Origin of the sequence: Lacticaseibacillus zhaodongensis (assembly GCF_009687905.1) — a bacterium.
GTDB classification, from domain to species: domain Bacteria; phylum Bacillota; class Bacilli; order Lactobacillales; family Lactobacillaceae; genus Lacticaseibacillus; species Lacticaseibacillus zhaodongensis.
The window spans coordinates 20,275-41,814 of sequence record NZ_BLBG01000009.1; the positions used below are offsets into that span (position 1 = coordinate 20,275).

At 57.0% G+C, this 21,540-nt stretch carries 13 protein-coding genes; 5 read left to right on the forward strand and 8 right to left on the reverse strand.

The genetic code is table 11. The features are described from left to right. The first annotated feature begins 75 nt into the window (after positions 1-75). Together recU and GN107_RS07475 are read left to right on the forward strand one after the other, a co-directional pair. Positions 76-726: a Holliday junction resolvase RecU gene (gene recU / locus GN107_RS07470; protein ID WP_155287181.1), complete on the forward strand. Its 651-nt coding sequence runs from the start codon at positions 76-78 to the stop codon at positions 724-726. Next, on the forward strand, positions 716-3,046 hold the full coding sequence (locus GN107_RS07475) for a PBP1A family penicillin-binding protein (protein ID WP_155287182.1): 2,331 nt from the start codon (positions 716-718) through the stop codon (positions 3,044-3,046). Before recU ends, GN107_RS07475 begins: the two co-directional genes overlap by 11 nt. A gap of 125 nt (positions 3,047-3,171) precedes the next feature. Here GN107_RS07475 and GN107_RS07480 read toward each other — a convergent pair whose 3' ends face one another. Genes GN107_RS07480 through GN107_RS07510 form a run of 7 tightly spaced genes read right to left on the reverse strand, consistent with a single transcriptional unit; the run spans position 3,172 to position 17,103 of the window. Then, on the reverse strand, positions 3,172-3,801 hold the full coding sequence (locus GN107_RS07480) for a DnaD domain-containing protein (RefSeq protein WP_230678579.1): 630 nt from the start codon (positions 3,799-3,801) through the stop codon (positions 3,172-3,174). 11 nt (positions 3,802-3,812) lie between these two features. Then, positions 3,813-5,111: an asparagine--tRNA ligase gene (asnS, locus tag GN107_RS07485; RefSeq protein WP_155287183.1), complete on the reverse strand. Its 1,299-nt coding sequence runs from the start codon at positions 5,109-5,111 to the stop codon at positions 3,813-3,815. Between the two features lie 10 nt (positions 5,112-5,121). Next, a complete protein-coding gene (locus GN107_RS07490; protein WP_155287184.1) occupies positions 5,122-6,303 on the reverse strand; it encodes a pyridoxal phosphate-dependent aminotransferase in 1,182 nt (393 codons plus the stop codon). A gap of 58 nt (positions 6,304-6,361) precedes the next feature. Next, complete coding sequence (locus tag GN107_RS07495; RefSeq protein WP_155287185.1) at positions 6,362-6,850, reverse strand: cell wall elongation regulator TseB-like domain-containing protein; 489 nt, start codon at positions 6,848-6,850, stop codon at positions 6,362-6,364. After that, on the reverse strand, positions 6,834-9,659 hold the full coding sequence (locus GN107_RS07500) for a helicase C-terminal domain-containing protein (RefSeq protein WP_196246285.1): 2,826 nt from the start codon (positions 9,657-9,659) through the stop codon (positions 6,834-6,836). The genes GN107_RS07495 and GN107_RS07500 overlap by 17 nt, the downstream gene beginning before the upstream one ends. 57 nt (positions 9,660-9,716) lie before the next feature. Next, entirely contained in the window at positions 9,717-13,451 is a 3,735-nt protein-coding gene (gene addA, locus GN107_RS07505; protein WP_155287187.1) for a helicase-exonuclease AddAB subunit AddA, read from the reverse strand. Between the two features lie 28 nt (positions 13,452-13,479). After that, on the reverse strand, positions 13,480-17,103 hold the full coding sequence (locus GN107_RS07510; RefSeq protein ID WP_155287188.1) for a PD-(D/E)XK nuclease family protein: 3,624 nt from the start codon (positions 17,101-17,103) through the stop codon (positions 13,480-13,482). Between the two features lie 163 nt (positions 17,104-17,266). Here GN107_RS07510 and mvk point away from each other — a divergent pair, with 163 nt between their 5' ends. Genes mvk through fni form a run of 3 tightly spaced genes read left to right on the forward strand, consistent with a single transcriptional unit; the run spans position 17,267 to position 20,258 of the window. Beyond that, positions 17,267-18,199 (forward strand): mevalonate kinase, encoded by a 933-nt coding sequence (gene mvk / locus GN107_RS07515; RefSeq protein ID WP_230678582.1) that lies wholly within the window; start codon positions 17,267-17,269, stop codon positions 18,197-18,199. A 27-nt stretch (positions 18,200-18,226) separates the two neighbouring features. Continuing rightward, on the forward strand, positions 18,227-19,225 hold the full coding sequence (gene mvaD / locus GN107_RS07520) for a diphosphomevalonate decarboxylase (RefSeq protein WP_155287235.1): 999 nt from the start codon (positions 18,227-18,229) through the stop codon (positions 19,223-19,225). Next, a complete protein-coding gene (gene fni, locus GN107_RS07525; protein WP_230678580.1) occupies positions 19,218-20,258 on the forward strand; it encodes a type 2 isopentenyl-diphosphate Delta-isomerase in 1,041 nt (346 codons plus the stop codon). Before mvaD ends, fni begins: the two co-directional genes overlap by 8 nt. 58 nt (positions 20,259-20,316) lie before the next feature. Here the strand turns inward: fni and GN107_RS07530 are convergent, their stop codons facing one another. Continuing rightward, the gene (locus tag GN107_RS07530) at positions 20,317-21,501 is read right to left on the reverse strand and encodes an MFS transporter (RefSeq protein ID WP_230678581.1); all 1,185 of its coding nucleotides are present in this window, start codon (positions 21,499-21,501) and stop codon (positions 20,317-20,319) included. Positions 21,502-21,540: the final 39 nt, after the last annotated feature.

Below are 21,540 nucleotides of genomic sequence, written 5' to 3' on the forward strand. Positions count from 1 at the left end.
GACGCCTCCTTCACGCTGGCGAACGGGCGTTTCGGCCCGATTGTTGCTATAATAATTTCAGGAAGGTGATACACAATGCCGATTCACTACCCAAATGGTAATCTATATGCGCGCGCCGCGCAATCGTCTGGTGGTAGCCAGCCAGCCCGAAAAATCACTAACAAACCGACCATTTATGGTGGCCGGGGGATGACCCTCGAAGACGAACTCAACGCTAGCAACGCTTATTACCTGCAAATCGGGAAGGCGGTAGTGCACAAGAAGCCCACCCCGATTCAAATCGTGCGGGTCGATTACCCGGCCCGCAGTAAGGCCGTGATTAAGGAAGGGTATTTCAAAACCCCCTCTACTACCGATTATAACGGTGTTTATCGTGGCTATTACATCGATTTTGAAGCTAAGGAAACTAAGAACAAGGCTAGCTTTCCGCTTAAGAACTTTCACCAGCACCAAATCGACCACATGCGAGCTTGCCTGTTGCAGGGTGGTGTGTGTTTCGTGGTGATGCGGTTTGCGGTTTTGCACCGGTTATTTGTCTATCCGGCCAGTCCCGTAATTAGCGCTTGGGATGCCGCCCAGGTGCAAAAAGCCCGTAAATCAATTACGCTGCCCGAAATTGAGCAGCATGGTTTTGAAGTTAAACCGCAGCTCAGCCCCGCCGTTCCCTATCTCGATGGTGTGGACTGGTTGATTGCAAAGAAGGAAGGTGCAGCGCGTGGCGAATAAACCTAATGAATCCCGGATGGCCGCTAAAAAGCACAAGCAGCATAAACAAGGTGGTAATGGCGGCGGCAGCCTGTTCTGGCGGATCTGTCGCTGGATTCTCGGTATCATTGGTGTAGCCATCGTTGCGGGCGTGTTGCTTTTTGCCTGGTACGCCAAGGATGCACCCCAGATCAACGAGGCCACGCTCCGCAGTGACGGTAGCTCGGTGCTCTACGACCAGAACAACAACAAAATCACCACCCTCGGGACCGAAAATCGGGACTACACCCCTGCCCAAAAGATTCCGCAGCGGCTCAAGGACGCAGTTGTCGCAATTGAAGACCGGCGCTTCTACAACGAGCCATTCGGGATTGACCCCCTGCGGATCGTTTCCGCCGCGGTTTCTAACCTCACCCACCGTGGGGGCTTGCAGGGTGGTAGTACTTTGACCCAGCAGTTGGTCAAACTGTCAGTGTTCTCCACTAAGACATCTGATCAGACCTTGAAGCGCAAGGCCCAGGAAGCCTGGCTCGCAATGAAGGTCGAGCAGCGCTTCAGTAAGGAACAAATTCTCGAATTCTACATTAACAAGGTTTACATGAATTACGGCCAGTACGGAATGGGTACCGCCGCTAATTATTACTACGGCAAGAGTCTGAACCAACTGAGTATCGCCCAGACCGCCTTTATCGCCGGTCTGGCGCAGGCACCAGTGGGTTACGACCCCTTTGAGCACCCCACCGCTGCAACTACGCGTCGCAACGAGGTCATAAACGCGATGTTGCGGGCCAAGAAGATCAGCAGTACTCAGGCGAGTGCGGCTACGGCCACACCGATCAGTTCCGGTTTAGTCAAGCATAGCTCCGTGGCTAAGAACCAATCGGATACAGACAAAATCGTCGACAGTTACGTGACCGAGGTAATCAGTGAAGTCAAGAAACAAACCGGCCTAAATCCGTACACCGCAGGACTGCGAATCTACACCAACCTGGACATGAGTGCGCAGCGGCGCCTATACAGCATTGTCAACTCGAACGAGTACCTGGCCTTCCCGGACAACAAGCTGCAGACAGCCGTGACGATGACGAACCCGAACAACGGGCGCGTTTTGGCCCAAATCGGAGGGCGCAAGACCGGTGACGTCAAGCTGGCTTATAACCGGGCGGTCGCCAACACGCGCTCTAACGGTTCGACCATGAAGCCGATGCTCGATTACGGGCCGGCAATTGAGTACGACAACGATTCGACCTACACCCAAATCGATGACTCGCCATACAAGTATCCCGGAACTGACACATCAGTTTACGACTGGGACAACCAGTATCAGGGTGTGATTTCCATGCGCCAGGCGCTGGTTGGGTCCCGAAACATTCCGGCCATCAAAACACTGGATTCGGTTGGCATCAGCAAGGGGATGGATTTCCTCAAGGGTCTCGGGATCACCCTCCCGCAGAGTCAACAAACGGCGATTTCTTCCGCAATCGGTGGCTCAGTCTCGACCTTGCAGGAAGCCGCAGCTTATGGGGCTTTTGCTAACGGCGGGACTTATTACAAACCGCAGTACGTGCGGAAAATTCGGACGCAGGATGGCGTAACCACCTCCTACTCCAGCAGTGGGTCCCGGGCGATGAAGAGTAGTACCGCATACATGCTGACCGATATGATGAAGGGTGTGCTGACCGATAATGGTGGCACGGGCCTGCACGCGCAGGTCCCGGGCCTCTATGAAGCTGGGAAGACTGGTAGTGTCAATTACTCCGATGAGGAAATTGCTAATAACCCTGCGCTACGGGGGCTAGACAAAGACAGCTGGTTCACTGGTTACACGCGCAACCGCGTTATCTCGGTTTGGGCTGGTTATGACAAGTCCCAAGAAGCCGGTTTAGGCGGCACCGCCCAGACGATTCCGCAGCTTATTTACAAGAACCTGATGAGTTACGTTGCGGATGGGTTACCAAATCGTGATTGGACCAAACCAAGCACGGTCGTCGCGCGGAACATCTTGATCGGCAGTAATCCGCCCGAAGCGCTCAGTGAGGCGGTCAGCGGCAAGACCACCCGCGAATTATTCGTCCGTGGTGCGTCTGGGCACGTCATTACGAGCAACAATGATGCGGCCGTCAGCTCCAGCAGCTCGGTCCTCTACTCGGATTCGTCCAGCAGTTCTAGTGCGGATGAATCAACAAGCAGTTCTTCATCTTCAGCTGCTGCATCATCAAGTTCCTCCAGTGCTCCCGCAGCTGCTGCTTCCAGCAGCGCGGCTCAAAGCAGTTCGTCCGCACAGTCCTCAGTGCGGGAACCCGCTGCATCGTCATCGAGCGCGGCTAACCAGCAACAATAAGCATGTATTAATCGATTTGATCTTAACAATAGTGGTTCGTAACGATTTTCGTTGCGAACCACTTTTTTTGTCACCAAAAAGCCACCCGCCAGCACATTGCTGAGTTAACGGGTGGCTATACGAACTTATAAAGAATCTAAGCGGTGCTGTGCCTGCTTAACTGCTTCTGCGGTGGTCAAGTGGTTCTTTTCCCAGTTAATTAGAATCCGATCCATATACTTCAACGAGTAGGCCTGATTGAGCACCGCCTCGCGTAGTGCGAGGGTAATCAGTTCCGGGTTGTAGTGATCATCACGTAACCACGCCCGAATCGTTTGTTGTTCAATCGGAGACAATGGCCGCCCAAACTCGGTCTCAATTTGACCAAAAATTTGGCGGGACGTTGAGGGCCGCTGCTGAACTGGTGTTTGGGCCGCGTTAACGTCGTCCCCTTCCAGCTCAATGCACTTCTGCAGTAGCGGGGTTACATCATACACATCGTGCAGACGGCCATCAGCCGCTTTGCTGGTGCGGATGGCAATGGCGCCCTTACTGCTAAGGTTGCTAAGCATGGTCGAGAAATCCGCGGTGCGCATTTTGGCCCGGGCGGCTAGTTGCCGCAAGTCCGGTTCGCCAGATTGTTCCTGCACGAATTCGCTCAGAAACAAGTAAGCGAGCAGTTCACTGGGGGTTAAATCACTGTCTGCGTAGTGCTCAAAAATCAGCTTAGAGAAACTGACCTGGCCGCCGCGAACGAGTGCTTCAAGCTCAGACATGGTCAGGCCTCCTAAGGCTTGATCCGGTTGATCATGCGTGGGAACGGAATTGCTTCACGTAGGTGGTCAAGGTGGCAGATCCAGGTGATGGCCCGTTCAAGGCCAAGACCGAACCCAGAGTGCGGCACACTGCCGTACTTACGCAGGTCAAGGTACCAGTCGTATTCACTCAGGTCCATGCCCTTGTCTTCCATGACTTTCAGCAGCTTGTCGTAGTCGATTTCACGCTCGGAACCACCGATGATTTCACCATAGCCTTCAGGTGCGAGCAAATCAGCGCAGACGTAGAGCCGGTCATCGTCTGGGTCTGGCAGCATGTAGAACGGCTTGATGGTCTTCGGGTAGTTCATAACGAAGACAGGCTGGTCGAACTGATCAGAGATGTAAGTCTCTTCCGGTGAGCCGAAGTCGTCCCCGAACTTGCTGTCGAAGCCGCCCTTTTGGAGCATTTCGATGGCTTCCTTGTAGCTGATGCGAGGGTATGGTGTCTTGGTGTACTTCTTCAGCTGCTCAGGGTCGCGATCGAGTAACTTGAGTTCGTAGGCACAGTTGTCGATGACAGACTGGACGAGGAAAGCGATGTAGTTTTCCTGGACCTTTAGGCTTTCATCCTGGTGCGTAAAGGCCATTTCGGGTTCGATCATCCAGAATTCAGTCAGGTGGCGCCGGGTCTTACTCTTTTCAGCCCGGAAAACGGGGCCGAAACTGAAGACCTTCCCGTAAGCCATCGCACCGGCTTCTTCATAAAGCTGACCACTCTGGCTCAGGTATGCATCATGATCGAAGTAGTCAGTCTGGAAAAGCTCAGTCGTCCCCTCAGGAGCGGAACCGGTCAGAATTGGTGGGTCCATCTTGATGAATCCTTCTTTGTTGAAGAATTCGTAGGTTGCCCGAATCATTTCGTTGCGAATCTGCATGATGGCAAAAGGCCGGCGACTCCGCAGCCACAGGTGGCGGTGGTCAAGTAAGAACTCGATGCCGTGTTCCTTAGGCGTAATTGGGAAGTCTTCGCTTTCCCCTACCGGCTGGATGTCACTGATTTGGATTTCGTAGCCAAAATGGCTCCGGCTGTCCTCGTGGATGGTCCCAGTAACGATGAAGCTTGCTTCTTGGTGCAGCTCCTTGGCAATCTGGAAGACCTCTTCACTGACCTTATTCTTCAGCACCACGCCCTGGAAGAACGCGGTCCCGTCACGCAACTGCAGGAAAGCAATCTTCCCGCTGCTGCGCTTATCAGTCAGCCACACGCCGATTTCGACTTCTTCGTCGACGTGCTTGCTTGCATCAATAATGTTAATTCGCTCTGGCATATATATCTCCCTAGTTGCTAGTATTTACGAAATCGGTAATGCGCTTGGCCGCCTCGACAAGGTCATCCATGCCCTTTGCGTAGCTCAGCCGGACATAATCTGGCATGCCGAATGCGCGCCCAGGAACGAGTGCGACCCCAGTTTCATCGAGCAATGCGGCAACAAAAGTGTCAACCGAGTCGTAGCCCAATGCGTTCACAGCGTCACGGACATTGGCGAAAATGTAGAATGCACCTTGTGGTTTTTCAACGAGCTTGAACCCAGGAATTGCTTTAACCAGTGGGTAGAAGGTGTTCAGGCGCTTCTCAAATGCTTGGCGCATGTCCTCAACGGGCTGCTGGTCGCCAGTGTAGGCCTCAATTGCGGCGTACTGGCTGACCGCAGCGGCATTACCAGTCGCGTGACTGATGATGGTGGATAGCGCGCTGGCGAGCTTCTTCGGCGCCGCTGCGTAGCCGATGCGCCAGCCAGTCATCGCGTAGGACTTGGACACACCACTGACCAGCACGGTGTTCGCACTGATCTGCGGGTCAAGCTGCAGCATCGAAACGTAATCTGTTCCATTATAAACGAGGTCGCTGTAGATTTCATCCGCAATTATCAAGATTCCCTTCCGAACCGCCCAGTTGGCGATGAGGGTGAGCTCCTGGCGTGTGTAGACGGTCCCAGATGGGTTCTGAGGACTATTGATGACAATTGCCTTTGTGTTCTTAGTTGCAACGGCATCCAAATCGTCGACTGTCACTTTGAAGCCATCGCTGGCAGGGACCTCTTGCGGCACCCCACCGGCAATGCGGACTTGTTCAGTGTAGGAAACCCAACCTGGTTGCGGCAACAGAACGCCGTCGCCAGGGTCGAGAATCGCGGTAAAGATGGCGTAGAGGGCAAACTTAGCGCCGTTTGTAACCACGATTTGGTCGGGAGCATAATCATAGCCCTTCTTGGCCTTGATGTCGGCAGCGATGGCTTTGCGCAATTCTGGCAGGCCGCTAGCCGCGGTGTAATAGCTGGTTTTGCCACTGCTAATGGCAGCGATGGCCGCAGCCGCAATTGGTTCCGGCGTCTTAAAATCAGGCTGACCGACAGACAAATCAATAATATCTGCCCCGGCAGCACGCAGCTGTGCGCTCTTTTGACTCATGGCTAACGTTGCACTGGGATTGACCCGTGCGAGTTTTTTGGCAATATGCATACTCAATTCCTCCTTGCGCTGACGAACTGGTGCCAAAAGTAGCGCCGTTCTGGCAGCTTTATAAGTCGCTAATGACTTTTAACATCTGACCGCTGTGGTAATCGTAAGTTACATAACCGAGTTGGTTCTGCTTATCAACGTACCCAACGTCCCAGACGAGGCGGTGCTTGTCGAAGCGCAAACCGGCGTTCAGCACCCGCTTTGGACTGAAGCGGCTCCAGACCTTCTGCAGGATTTGATCACGGGTGGTTCCGCTTTCTTGTAGTACCACATTAACCTTACCAGTCTTCTGGGCAATCACAACATAAACTGGCACATTTTTGCGTTTTCCGCTGACGGTCAGATAACTCTTATCCCGGGTGTTCCACCAGAAACCGTTGATGTTTGTGACTTGAGCGGATTTGGTAGCAATGTTTTCGGCGTCGGCGCGCACCTTGTTGTAAGGATGCATACTTCGGTAAAAAATGCCGATGATGAGAACGAGCACCAGTGCTACGATGCCCACCGCAACTCGCTGTGGCCATTTTTGTTTATTTTGCTCGCGCATTTGGGTCCTCCTCTGGTTCATGAATATTATTCAACCACGCTTCGATTAGTGGTGGCATTGCGGATACGGGCAACAAGTCGGTATCAACGTTTGGCAGGGACTTTTGCATGCTGCGGCCGAACTGGGTCTGCGTGAAGCGGGGATCCAGCACAACGAAGACACCACGGTCGTGTTCGGTCCGGATCAGCCGGCCAAAAGCCTGGCGGAGCCGCAGCGTTGCCCGCGGTAGGGCTGAGTCGCGGAAGGGGTCGCCCCCCGCTTGCTTCAGGGCCGCAGCCCGGGCCGAACTCAGCACCCGGTCGGGCACCTCAAATGGCAGCCGGGTCACGATCACCTGCTCCAGCTGCTTCCGCGGGTAATCGATTCCTTCAAAGAAGCTGGCAGCACCGAGTAAAACGCCGTTCTCCCCTGCCGCAAAGCGGCGGGCAATTTTGGCTGCCGAACCGGTGACACCTTGCGCCATGATCTCGCGGTTGCCCGCTAATGGTGTGTTCGCCAGCCGCGCGTAGACAGCGGCAATCACGTGTAGTGAACTGAACAAGACCAGCGTTTGGTGGTCGTTATCCGCTAGGGTCGCAATGGCGTCAGTTAGGTAGTCAACGTACTCGTCCGTGATTTGCTGTGGCGGTGTCGGAGCATCGCTGGCGATCATGATGCGGGCAAGCTGGCGGTACTTGAACGGGCTCCGCAAGCGTAGGGCATTTTGCTCTGGTACTTTGCCGTAGCCAAGCTGGCCGGCTAGATAATCAGCCTTCTTGCGCACGGTCAGGGTTGCCCCAGTGAATACTGGGGCCGTGAAGTGCTGCAGTAGCTGCTGAATCTGCACCCGGGCGTCCACCGCTTGCCAGCTAAGGACAACGCTAGAAATGTCCTTGGCGTGGCGCATCTGCACGCTCGCCAGCAGCAAGCGTGCATCGCGGAGCTCAGGACTGCCTTCTAGGACCAGCTGAGTGGCCGGCAAGCAGGCGCGCAGCCCCGCGGCGATTTCGTCAAGCTGCTGGAATGAGCGCACATCTGTCGGCACAAAGCGCTGCTCGTGCTGCAGATAATCACTCCGCACAATGTCAGCGAAGTTCAGCAGGCTCTGCACCTTCCGCACGCACTCTGCGAGCGGGTCGTGCAGGTTCGTAAGCAAAATATTCAGCTCATCTGTTGTCAGCACGTGTTCCTGCAGTCCGTGGCCGCTAACTGTTCCGAGTTCCAAGTAGTTTTTCTGCAGTCCGGACTGCATGCTCTCGACTAGGGCAAGGCCCCGGGTCGCGGCATTTTCGGCGGTACTCAGTTGGTACTGCATCAACTGGTCATCTGCATAAATCGTGCCCAAGCTGGCACCCTCCTGTTTCCGCAGCAAGCTCGCCGCGCGCTGCAGCCCCCGGCGCATGCGCGTGAGGTCCAGCTTGAGGGTGAAGCCGGCGCTGGCGTTATCCGGAAAGTGCTGGGCCTCATCCACGACTAGGTATGGCCGGCCGCTAAACAGCTGGTCGTCGCGGTGCCGCACGAGGTAAGCGTGGTTGGTGACGATAAAGGCCGCCCCTTCCGCGCGTTTTTGCAGCCGGTGGTAGAAATCAAGTTCATAAAACGGATTGCTCTTTTGCGTGCCGGAATCACCGGTGTGGCGAATCTGGGCGAGAAGCGGTGCCTGCTTGGAACTCAAGTTGAGTTCATCCAGATCGCCGCTAGTAGTTTGGCAGAGCCAGACGATGATGCGCAGCTGCAGCATTTTGTCGGCCTTGTTCAGTTGGCCCGCCTGCAGGGTGGTTGCGAACTTATTTAAATCAATGAAGTGGCGCGGGCTCTTCAGTACCACCGTCTGTGGCCGCCCACCGATCAGTTCTGCCAGTTGTGGCAAGCTGTCGTCCACCAGTTGGTCCTGCAGAACGGTCGTCGAAGTGGCAACGACCAGCTTCTGCTTGGCACTAGCGAGATATGCATAGGGCAGCAGGTAGGCCAGTGATTTGCCCAGCCCGGTGCCCGCCTCGATGAAGAGTGGCTGCCGGTCGCCCTGTGCGTTCGTGTAGATCAGATCCATCATTTTGGCCTGGGCAAAACGGAAGCGCAGGCCGCCCCGCTTGAGCATTTTGCGCTTTGCGGGCGCCGCTTCGGGAAACTTACCCGGCATCGGCCGCTCCGCACGCGCCTGTTCCGGCGTCCGCACCACTAGGTCACGCTCGCGAATGTAGTGGCCCTGCAAGCGCGGTGCGCTGCTAGCGAGGCGTTTGAGCAGAACGTCGGTGTCCCGAATTAGGAAGCCGCTGTGCTCCGCGATGAGGCGTTGGGTTGGCCCGGGTAGTTTCTGGAATTCCGCTTGGAGGTACATGAACAGTTTGGCCGTGCTGATGGCGTCACTATCGGCGCGGTGCGGGTTGTCGTGCTTGATATCCAACTTGCGGGTCAGGTCAACCAGGCGGTAACTCTGCTCGGTCGGCATGACAATTTGCGCGAGTTGCACCGTATCGACCGCCTTATTGCTCAGCGCGGGCAGGCCGCACTGCTGCATTTCGGTGCTCAAAAACGGCAAGTCAAAATTAACGTTGTGGGCGACAATCACCTTGCCTTCCAGAATCTGCGCGAGTGTTGGCGCCACTTCTTCAAAATATGGCGCTGCCACAAGCATGCGGGGGCTGATCCCGGTCAGCTGCTGGATGGCACTCGGAATGTTTGTGTCCGGGTTGATCATTTGGGAGAAAGTCTGGATGATCTCGCCCCGTTTGATCAAGGCACAGCCGAACTGGATGATTCGGTCCCCACTACTGGCATCAGGGCCAGTAGTCTCCAAATCAATCACCGCGTACACGGTGTCTGTATTCATAAAATCAATCACCAATCTATTGCTATTTTTATGGGGCATAATTATCAGCTTACAAAATCACTTTTTATCATACGCCCCTGGCTGCGCTAGTGCCACCGTCTCGCCCGTATCTAAGAGCACGAGGTAGCTGGCAGTCACCGGCCGGCCCGCCATCTGCGCCAGCGCCTGGGCGTAGAGCCGCAACTGGCCATCGTAACGGGCCATGATGGTTTGGCTACCGCCCTTACCGACGTGATCGGTCTTGTAATCAAACAGGATTAGTTCATCAGGCTTGTCGAGGTAGCCGTCCATGATCCCGTGGACGAGAACGGACTCCTCGTCCCCTTGCATCTGGGTGAATAGTTTCGCTGCTGGCAGCAACATCGAGAATGGTACTTCCCGCCGCACCGCCTGCGGACTGGCGAGCAGCTTTTGCCCCAGCTCGCTGCTGAAGAAGCGCAGGATGTGCTCCCGGTTGATGTGCGCCGCTACCTCCGGAGTAATGAGTTTGCGCGCGGTCAAGGTGCTGATCGTTGCGTCCAGAGCTGCGGCGTCAATCGTTGTGGTTAAATCAAGGGTTTGTAGTAGCAGGTGGGTCGCCGTCCCGACGGCCGCCCCACTAGCTTTGGTTTCCGCCTGACTAATAAATTGCGGGCTGGCCAGGTCGTCACTGAAGCGGTGCGCCAGCTGGCTGCTCTGCGGTTGGGCGTTCAGTTCTTCAATGCTTGGGTCCGCGAAGGCATCCTTGATTTCGGAAACGGACTGGAAACCAGTCGTTTCACTGGCCGCAGTGTATGGATATTGGTAACTGAGCCACTGGTCTAGATCAACGTCAAGGGCCGGTTGCTGCGGCGCTGCTGCGAGCTTAGCACTGCCACTGGTTGCAACGGCGTTCGTGAAGGTGATTCTGAACTTGGTCGGGTCGTTGATCAGTGCCGGCAGGCCAGTCCCCTCGTTGCCGGGGAACAGTGGGTGCCGCACTAGGCTCGCCCCAATGAAGTCGAGTTCACTGCCCGCACCTAAACGTTTACCAATGCTGAACTGCAAGTCGCTACCGCTGGCCAATTCCTGCCACTTGGCCACAGTGGTCTCTTCACTCTTCGCGGCGCCAACGATGAAGAGTTGCTGTTCGGCGCGCGTCAGCGCTACGTAGAGGACCCGCAGACTCTCGGCTTGTTCGCGGCGGTTCTGTTCGCCCTTGGCCAAAATGTATTGCGGCAGCGGAACGTTGACCCGATTTTGCTGGTCGAACCATTGCAAGCCGATACCCTGTTGGGAGAGGACAGCCGTGCCGTCGCCCTGGTGACTGGAATGCAGTGACCGGCTGGTGTTCATCAGGAAGACCACAGGAAATTCGAGCCCCTTGCTGCCGTGAATGGTCATTAAGTGCACGGCATCCGTCTCGGCGTCGATGGCGACCGGGTTGGCGAGGTCTTTGTCGCGCTCTTGCATCAATTCAATGAAGTGGACGAAGGCAAACAGCCCCTTGAAGCCGCCCTCTTCATAAGAGTGGGCGCGTTCATAGAGGGCGTGCAGGTTGGCTTGGCGCTGCCGGCCGCCCGGCATCCCCCCAACGAAATCGAGGTAACCGGTCCGTTCGTAAACGGCCCAAATCAGGTCGACAAGCCGGTTTTCGCGGGCCAGCGTCCGGAAGTCAGCCAGTTCATCGAGGAAGGCTTGGACCTTGGCGTGGGTGCGCGCCGCCAGTGCGGTCGCAGTCGCCGAATCATAAGCCGCCATGAAGCTCATCAGTGCGTCGTAATACCGCGCGCCCTTATTGGCCAGCCGCAGCAGGGCCAGTTCGTCGGCGGTCAGGCCGACCATTGGTGAGCGCAGTACCGCCACGAGGGGGATGTCCTGTTGCGGATTGTCGATCACCCGCAGCATCGCCAGCATCACCTGCAGCTCAGTGGTTTTGAAATAGTTCTGGGCGTCGCTGACAACGACCGGAATCCCCGCGTCGGCAAAAATTTCCTGGATGAGCAGGTTTTGACTACGGGTCGGCACGAGCAGTGTGATGTCCTGATACTTGATTTTGCGCATTGTACCACTCTTGCGGTCGAAAATACTGGGGTCAGGCTCGGCCAGTAGCTGCTGGATGCGTTTGGCGACCAGCTGCACTTGCCCCTGGTCCTTGTCGAGTTCGTTTGTGGCGTCGCTCTCCGCATCGGGTGTGTAAATAAGGAGCTCGGTGGCCTTGCCCGCCTCACTTTCTGGATAGTAGGCGGCTTTAAACTGGAGTTCTTCGCCACCGGTGTAATTAACCGCACCAAGTCGCTGATCCATCACCTGCTTGAAAATCAGGTTGGTGAAGTCAATGATGCCCTGTTCCGAGCGAAAGTTGGCGGCCAGGCTGATGTGTTCGCCCTGCCGCTTGAAGGCACTGGGGTCTGCCGTGCTGTCCGGATAAGTATCGTACTTGTTCATGAATAGTTGCGGCTCAGCGAGGCGGAAACCATAGATACTCTGCTTGACGTCCCCCACCATGAAGCGGTTGCCGGGGTTTGTGCGCGAAACTGCGTCCAGCAAGGCTTCTTGAAGCGGATTAATGTCCTGGTATTCATCGACCAGCACCTCCGCAAAACTTTCCTTGTAAAAGCTGCCGACGCTGGCGCTCCCGTCCTTTCCAGGGGCAAGCAAAATGGCGAGGGCCAGCTGTTCGACGTCGGCAAAATCCATGACGTGCCGGCGCTGCTTTTCCTGCCAGTATGCGTCCTTGAACTGCTTTGCAACCTTACTCAGCTCCGTGGCAAGGGCCGCGGCGTGCTGGTTGGTCTGCTGCAATTCGTCCGCACTCAGCTGCAGGACTGCTACGACTTGCTTGTCCAACAAGTCCTTAGCCTGTTTGCGGAGCTCATTGGCCTGCTGATGTTTTTCCTTCAGGACCGGATCATCTTTGTAAATTTTGCCGGAAACCGCCGGCCACTTGGGCCAACTAACGCTGCTTGCGGCCTGCTGCAAGGCAGCATAATCGCCGCCAAGCAGGTCCTGCACATCCTGAATGCCGCGCAGTGTCGTCTGGATGCTTGGTAGGGAGCCATTGTCCGGCGCCACCGCCATTTCGTCAGCAACCAAATTCGCGGCCTGCTTGAGTAGTGCGATGATTTCGCTAGTGAAGGGCTGGAGGGCGGTTTGCAGCTGCTTGGCAAAGGGACTGTCCGCGTTCAGGTCCGCGGTGTATGCGGCCGGCAATTTGGCAATCCAGCCGTCCGGATCGGTCGTGGTTTCCGCATACTGATAAACACGGAAAATCAGGTCTCCCAACCCTTCGTCATGCCACGAACTGCTGAAATTCTGGGTGAGGTTGGCAAAAGCCTCCCCGTCGCTGGTGTACAGTTCTTCGCGCAGATTGTCCCAAACGGACTCCTGAATCATGAGGCTTTCCGTTTGGTCCGCCAGAACGCGGAAGCCGGGGTCTAAGTCGACAACGTAGTAGTACTGCTGGACGATCTGCAGGGCGAAGGCGTCGAGGGTGCTGATGGGCGCACTGTCGACCAGACCAATCTGGCCGGTGAGGTGCCGCCGGGCGTCTCCAGCCATTTCCTGGCGGTGGGCGGTCAGGTACTCCTTCAGACTTTTACCGATCCGCTCCTTCATCTCCGCGGCGGCCGCATTGGTAAAGGTCACGACGAGCAGGTGGCTAATGTCGCCGCCAGCGAGGACCTGCCGCAGGATCCGGTTGACCAACACGGTGGTTTTACCCGAACCAGCTGAGGCGGAAACGAGCACGTTGTGACCGCTCCCCGCCTGCCCGGCTTGGGGGGCGCCATGTGTTGCGGCCATTTCTTGTTCATCAGTGAATTTTTGCGCCATTGTTTTCCTCCATTTTGCTCTGCCCGCCCTAATCCATACCTGGGTAAGGCAGCTCACCTTGGCTAATCCGCTGCAGGACGCCCTCTAAATCTAGGCTCTGGAGCTGCTTGTAGCGGTTGGCCTTCAGCGCAGGGTCAAATTGCATGATACTACTGTAGTCACTCTTGGTGATGACATCCGTCTTCTGGTCGTAACGCGCTGGGGCGAGTTCAATTACCCCGGCGAGAATCTGCTGGGCTGCGTGCCGGATCAGCTCATCGTTATTGTTAAGCAGCGCGATGATTTGCGAAACGGTCACGATGGTCGTGCCCTTAGCCACCTTCCCGTTCGACTTGTTGACCTTTAGTGGGAAGTACTTCGAGGACTTACCCGGCGTGATGCCGCCGTCTTCATCGCGGAGCGTTGCGTCAAGCTCCGTCAGTACTGGTGTCGCCACAAGTAGGCCCTTCATGCGCATGCTGTTTAGTAAGAGGTCGGTGATGTCAGCGCCGCGCTTGAGGTCGGCGAACTTGAGGCGGGGGTCTTGAATCTGCATAAACATCCCCGCCACCGGAATCATTTCCTGGTGACTCATGCTGCCAGCACGAATCACGGCCTCCATATACGTCAGCATCTGCATGCCCAAGCCGTAGTATGCATCGGCCGGCGAGAAATCGTGTTTGCTCGACTTGTAATCGACGACCATGAAGCCGGTCTTGTTGTTTGCAGGAATTGTGTCTAAGCGATCGATGCGGCCGCGCACAATGACGTGGCGGTCGTCACCCAGTGGTAGTTGCAATGGTGGCAAGCCCTTTGCCGCCGCCCCCATCCCAAAGCTGAGTTCCGTGGTGCTGGCGTGCAAACCGCTGTTGCTCTGCTCGCTGCGCACCGCCCAGGCGGTCCGCTGCAGGGTGGCGTTGATTAGTTCGGTGATGAACTGCATCCGCGCACTACTGCTCAAAATAGCATATTCAGGCTTCTCCAGTTCCTGCTGGAGGAGCTGACGGACGGTTTTGGCGACCGCATTCGCGCTCATTTGGGCGATGCCGCCCTCAGTCTGCGCTGCCCGGAGCAGGCCGTCCATGACCGCGTGGAACAAGGTGCCACTGTCGGCGGGTGTCAGCTGGAACTCGCGCCGCGGTGCGAGCCCTAAACCGTACTGTAGAAAGTACTCAAATGGATCCTTGTAGAATGATTCCAGCCTTGAAATGGATACGGCAAGGTGTCGGCCGTACAACTGCTGAGCAATGCCCGGACTGAGGTGGCCGGCCGCGTTAGTGTAATCGATGCTGGCGAGCAGCCGGTTGCTAAGTGCAGCCAGTGGCGTTTGCCGCAGCGCCTTAATGACTGCCTGCCACGCGGGCCCAAGGTCAATTTTGGCATCAGCAAGTTCGCGGACGACCACGATGGTGTCACTGAGCAGACTCCGCGGACTGCCGATAATACGGCCCACGCTCTGGCTGCTGCGGGCTTCCTCCCAGCTGGCGTAACTGCAGCCAGCCACTTGCCGCAAGCCCTCCAGATACGGAGATTCCTTGTTGTCATTGTCGCTGTGGACGGGGTAACTCAGAGTGAGTTGCGCGGCTGGGGCCACGAAGCTCAGGTAGTTGAGAAATGGTTCGGTGAGCGCATTGTCGGGACCGGTTTCCGGCAAAAAGCAGCCGTCCGGCAGGCTGGCCGCCAGGGCGTGCCGGTCATCACTATTCAGTAAGTCCGAATCACTGCTGCTGTCGGGCATGACCGCGCTGGTCGCGCCGATGATGAACACGTGCTGGGCGTGATTCAGCCGGGTCAGACCCGTTTCGGAGACGACGACTTGGTCCATGGTCGACGGGATCTGCGTGTAAGTGGCGCTGCCAAAACCGGCGTCGAGCAATTCAATGAACTGGTCGGGATCGATTGTGCTCTCGCCCCAAGTGCTGACGAAATCATCCAGCAGGTCGCAAAATACTTGCCAGGCCTGCTCACTGCCCTGGGCGTAGCTGAGGTCCCCTGCTTCTTGTGCGGCGTCCCGCCAATTTTGCAGCTGCTGCCGCACGCCAACATGGTCCAGGAAGTTGTAAACGGCGGTCGCAATGGCCGTGCCGGTGGTCGCCGCGTCCAGCTCGGCGTAGAACGCCGGGAGTGTGCTCCGAATCAAGTCGTGAATCTGGTTGATTTGCTCCGTTTTGTGGGTATCGGTGCTGCTGACAGTCGTGTTGTCATCGCGGTTAAAGAGTGTGTAGTAGGTCCAGTCCTTGTCATCGGTCCAGCGTTTGCCGCGAATCCCGGTTGCCAGGACGTGATTTTCAGTCGTGTCCACCGCGCTGCGGAAGTCACTGGTGTTCATCTCCGCCGGCTGCAGCAATTCCGTCCGCAACAGTGCGAAAATGCTGTTGTAATCGTAGTTGTTAGCACGAATTGCGAACAGGTTGTCAAGAAAGACGAGCAGCGGGTGGGCGTTCATCTGGCGTTCGTGGTCCACGAACACTGGCAGGTTGAATTCCTTGAAGACCGCATTTACGATGGTCTCATATGGCTTCAGGTGCCGCGCAACGACGAGGAAGTCCTTGTAACGCCGGCCCTGCGTCTGGACCTCGCGGCGAATGGTCCGAGCGACCCCGCTCAGTTCCGCATAAGTGCTGTTAGCCTGGTACATGTCCAGCCCGGCAAAATCCGGCTGGCCAGCCGCAGTTTGCTCCACGCCTAGCTCCGTAGCGCTGGTACTACTCAGCGCCGTCGCGGCCTTGAAATAGCGCTCAACGTTGCGCATTGTGGCTGCCTGCTTGCGGAGCGGTGCAAACTGGTCGGGCCGCACCCGCACGTGGTCGCGCTTGGCCAGACTGAGCAGCTGGTGGTACAGGCGTTTGGCTGGTAAGTAGAGGTCGGGTGCGAGCGGTTCGTCCGGACTCGCCTGATCCGTGACCAAGGCAACGCTAACGGCAGCCGCCCGCTGCATTAGAATTTCCACGAGCGCTAGTTCTTGAGCGGCGAAGGCGTTGAAGTGGCTAAAGTAAACGTACATGTGGCTTAAGTCGCTGCGGCTGAGTTTGTCGCCAAGTGCGGTCAAGAGGTCCGCCTGGCTGACTGTGCCGGTCGTGCTGCGTTCGTACTCTTCCAAAATGGTCTCCAAGTCGATCAATTTTGGCAGGTGGCGGTCCTTAGCCGCCTCGCCGCGGACCGTTTCGTGCCACTGCGCACTGTCGGTGGTGGCACTGACCCTGTCGCCCGTCATGCCCGAGATGGCGGCGCGGAGGTCCGTGGCGGTAATGTTTCCCATTTGGAGTTCTGCGACCTGCTTTTGCAGACGGGTGGTAAAGCCGGGGTTGCCGATTTGACCCGCAAATAGCCGGAGCGATTTTTCCTGATCCTGCATCGCCTTGGCGAGGCGCATCGCCGCCGCGGCGTTACTGAGGCGGGGCTGCTGGTAAATGGCATCGTGATTCAGGAAGAACCAGGCCAAGCGCGAGAAACTCATGATTTGCACGCGGTTCTGGGCGTACTGCTGCGCGGTTGGTGCTAGCCGCGCCTTGAGCGCTCCCAAAACGCTGACTTCGGATTCGAACTTAATGTGGTTGGGCACGAGCATCAACACCCGCGCCGCGGGGTCCTTTTGCAGCACCCGCGCCATTGAATCCGCCAGCACTTGGTCGTGATCCCGCGTGCCGCTACCAAGAATAAAGTTTAAGGCCATAAGCGTTTTCCCCCTGATTGTTCCGTCCAAATAATTAACTGCTTTAATTCTACCACGGCGGAAGGATTTGCCGCGCCGGATGGGCAATTACGTCCCCTTCTTAATACTTTGCTATAATGAACTTAAGTATTTTTACGAAAGTCGGGTAATAGTTATGCAAGTAATGCACGCTGCAAGTGCAATTAGTCACGCTAAGGCCATCCTGATCGGTGAACACGCCGTGGTTTACGGTCAGCCAGCCATCGCCATTCCCATCCCCACCGTGCGCATGCAGGTGGAATTAAAACCGCGCGCCGATCAGCAGCAACGGATCACCTCCGCAATGTATAATGGGGCGCTCACCGCGGCGGCCACCACCCGCTTTGCCGGGATCGCGACCCTCATTCGCCAGCTGTTGATTCGTTTCGACGCGGCGCTGCAGGGCTTTGACCTGAACATCATTAGCGACCTGCCACCAGAGCGCGGGATGGGTTCTAGCGCTGCCACTGCCGTTGCGGTCGTGCGCGCCTTCCACGCCGCATATGCTGCGCCGCTGGACCACGCCGCCCTTCTGCGTTGGGCGGACATTTCGGAGCGCATCATCCACGGCAACCCGAGCGGGATCGATGCCGCGACTTGCAGTGCTGACCGGCCGCAGTGGTTCGTGCGTGGGCAAAAGCCGCGGTCACTGGCGCTCCCCCACACCGGCGTGCTCGTCATCGCCGACACTGGGATTCAGGGTCAGACCCGGCTCGCGGTGCAAGCCGTTGCCGAGCGTCTAAAGATGGATCCCGCCAGTGAGCAGCTCATCAGCGGCCTCGGCCTGCTGACGCGCCAGGCGGCCGTGGCGATGGCCGACGATGATTTTAAGACGCTGGGGGCAATCATGAACTCAGCGCAGGAGAAACTCGCCGCGCTGGGTGTCAGCAATCATCCCATTGAGCAATTAGTTGCAAGTGCGCGGGCGCACGGCGCGCTCGGTGCCAAGCTCACCGGTTCCGGTAAGGGCGGCTGCATCCTCGCCTTAGCTGCAGACGGCAGTAGCGCCGCAACTATTGCCGCTGCTCTAACCCAGGCCGGTGCCACTGAGACCTGGCAGTACGATTTCGCTAAGTAACTCATTTAGAAAGGTCCATTGAACAAAATGACAGTCACCGCACGTGCACACACCAACATCGCCCTGATCAAGTACTGGGGCAAAAGTGATCCGCAGCTAATTATTCCGGCCAACAGTAGTATTTCGATGACCCTCGACCAGTTTTACACGGATACCAGTGTTGATTTTGACCCGCAGCTGACCGCAGACAGCTTCAGTCTTGACGGACAGGAGCAGTCCGGCGCGGCTTTGCAAAAGTTAAGCAAATTCATGGACCTCGTGCGGCAGCGCGCCGGCCACAACACCTTTGCCCGCATCACGTCGACGAACCACGTACCGACTGCGGCTGGTTTAGCTAGCTCTGCATCGGCGTACGCGGCACTCGCATTAGCGGCGACCCGAGCGGCCGGCCTGCAGCTCAGTAACAAGGACTTGACCCGCATCGCTCGCCGCGGGAGTGGCTCCGCCAGTCGCAGTATTGATGGTGGCTACGTGATTTGGCACCGCGGTACAGATGACGCGACCAGTTTTGCTGAGCCACTGCCGGTTGCCCCGGACCTTGATTTGCGGATGCTTGCGGTCGTGCTCGATCACCAGCCGAAAAAGCTCAGTTCGCGCAGCGGGATGGCCAACACGGTCGCAACCTCACCCTACTTCCCAGCTTGGGCAAAAAGTAGTGAGGTCGCTGCGGCGGCGATGCAGGCAGCCCTGCTAGCCGGTGATTTTGACCAGATCGGGCGACTTGCCGAGCGCAGCGCCATGATGATGCACGCCACGAATATGGCCGCCGAGCCCCCCTTCACTTACTTCAATCCTGAGACGCTGGCCACCCTTGATTACGTGCACGCGTTGCGAGACCAAGGTATGCCGGTCTACGCCACAATCGATGCCGGGCCCAATGTGAAACTGATTTGCCCGGCCGTAAATGCAGAAGACTTGGCGGACCTGTTCCGGCAGCGGCTCGGCAAGCCGGTCGTGATTTGTGCGCCTGGTCCCGCCGCCCGCGTCTTGACCACGGCAGAAATGGAGGCAAATGCCCATGCCTAAACAAAGTGCGCAGTCGCACCGCAAGGATGAACATTACTTCTTAGCGGAGAAGTTCTACCAAGAAGCTGCTAGTGCTGGTTTTGATCAAGTTCGCTTCGTGCGCAGCGCCCTCCCAGAAACCGCCGTCAGTGATGTCCAGCTCGGCGGCAAAATTGCTAGCGTGCGCTGGAACGCCCCCATCTTCATCAATGCGATGACGGGTGGCTCCCCCACGACTGGCAAGCTGAACGCAAGCCTAGCACGCATCGCCGCCCGCTTGCAGTTGCCCATCGCTAGTGGCAGTGCCTCGGTGATTTTTAGTGACCCAAGTGTTAAGGACAGCTTCACTGTTATTCGCGCCGAAAACCCCAGTGGGACCGTGATTGCTAACATCGGTGCTGACAAAACACCTGCCCAAGCACAACAAGTCGTTGAGCTGCTGCACGCGGACTTGCTGGAGGTGCACATCAACGCAGTCCAGGAGCTGGTCATGCCCGAGGGTGAGCGCAATTACCACTGGCTCGCGAACATTCAGGCCATCATTGCTGCGGTCACCGTGCCCGTAATCGTTAAGGAAGTCGGTTTTGGCATGCGCCAGGATGATTTTGCTGCCTTGCAAAACGCTGGGGCCACGGTGATTGACGTTGGTGGTCACGGCGGCACTAATTTCGCCAAGATTGAAAACGCGCGTGTGCACGGTGGCGGCTATGAGTTCCTCGCAGATTTTGGCCAGAACACGGTGGAAAGCCTGCTGGAAGGCCAAAATGCAGGCGTGCCGCTCATCGCGACCGGCGGCATCCGCACGCCGCTCGATGTCCTTAAAGCGCTGCGGCTCGGTGCCGACGCGGTGGGAATTGCCGGGCTCATCCTGCACTGGCTCACCCGCTCCGGCGAAGATGAGTGTGCACTGCGGCTCGCGAACTTCATTACGCAGATCAACGGGGTCGCCGCCCTACTTGGGGCCAGCAACCTGCAGCAATTGCGGCAGGTGCCGGTGGTGTATGGACCAAAGCTGCGAAATTATGTGGAGCAGCGCGGGTTGGCACTGCTTTAAAATTTTTATGTTACGCACCCAAAAAGCTCTAGGCCGGTATTTTCCAGGCCTAGAGCTTTTACTTTACTTTATTGTTCCGCGCCAAGCGGTTGCTCAGCGCAAAGGCCGCGCAAACAACAACTTGCAGGCTGACCGCCAAGATGAAGAGCAGGCGGTAGGAATAATTCTGGATGATGAAGGCACCGGTCATCGGTCCGAGCGCGCGGCCACCGGAACTGGCAGCCTGGACGAGGCCCTGGTAGCGGCCGGAACTGCCAACTGGAGCAAAACGGCTCACAAAGGTGGCGACGGCCGGCATGGCGCTGACCTCCCCTAGCGAGAGGATGATCATGGCGCTGATGAACTGCCAGTAACTATTCGCTCCAATCAGCAAGACAAAGCTGCCGGCCAGCAGGAGCAGCCCCGTGTATAGGCGGCCGTGCAGGTGGTCGTTGAACCAGCTGTCCAAGTAGGTCAGGACCGGCTGCACGAGGATGATGACGACCGCGTTGACCGTCCACACGGAACTGTACGCCCGGACGGACAGGTGCCGGCTGATCATGTAGGCGGAGAGGTTGCTGTCCCATTGCTCATAGAAGCACCAGACGGTAAAAATGGTGATGAGCACCATTACGACCTGTATGTTAAGTCGTAATGGTCCGCGTGGCGTTTTGGCGGCGCTCCGACTGCCCTTTCGTAGTGCGTGGCCCCGATAGTTGCGCAGGGCAATCAGCATGAACAGGGCGTACATACTGCAGGCGGCGGCAAAAATGTAGCCGATGCCGAGCTCGAGCACGTAACCGACAACTAAGGTGCCAAACACGACCCCCAGTGAGCTGGTGAAGTAGAGTAAGTTGAACACATAGCTGGGCTTGCGACCCGGAATCTCGGTGGCAAAACCGTTAATGCAGGTGTAGATCATCCCGTTGCCGAAGCCCGTTAGCATCAGCAACACCGGATAAATCGGCCACGTGTGCCAGCCAATCAGGAGCCCCGTCGTGCAAATATTGAGGGCGATGCCGAGAATGATCGTGCGCACAGGGCGCCAGTGGTCAAAAAGCTGCCCGCCCATCATGTTCCCGAAGAGCGAAAATAGACAATTCAGGAAGATGACGAAGCCGGCCGTGGTCAGCGGCCGGTGCAGGTATTCGTGGACGTAAATCGTGGTCAGCGGCCAGACAAAACTGGAGCCGGTATTGATAATGATCGAACCCGCGAGCAGGCTCCAAAGCCGGAACGGCCGCGGGGTGGTTTGAGTAGCCAAAATGCATCAGTCCTTACTAAAAACAGAGCGGAGCGGAAC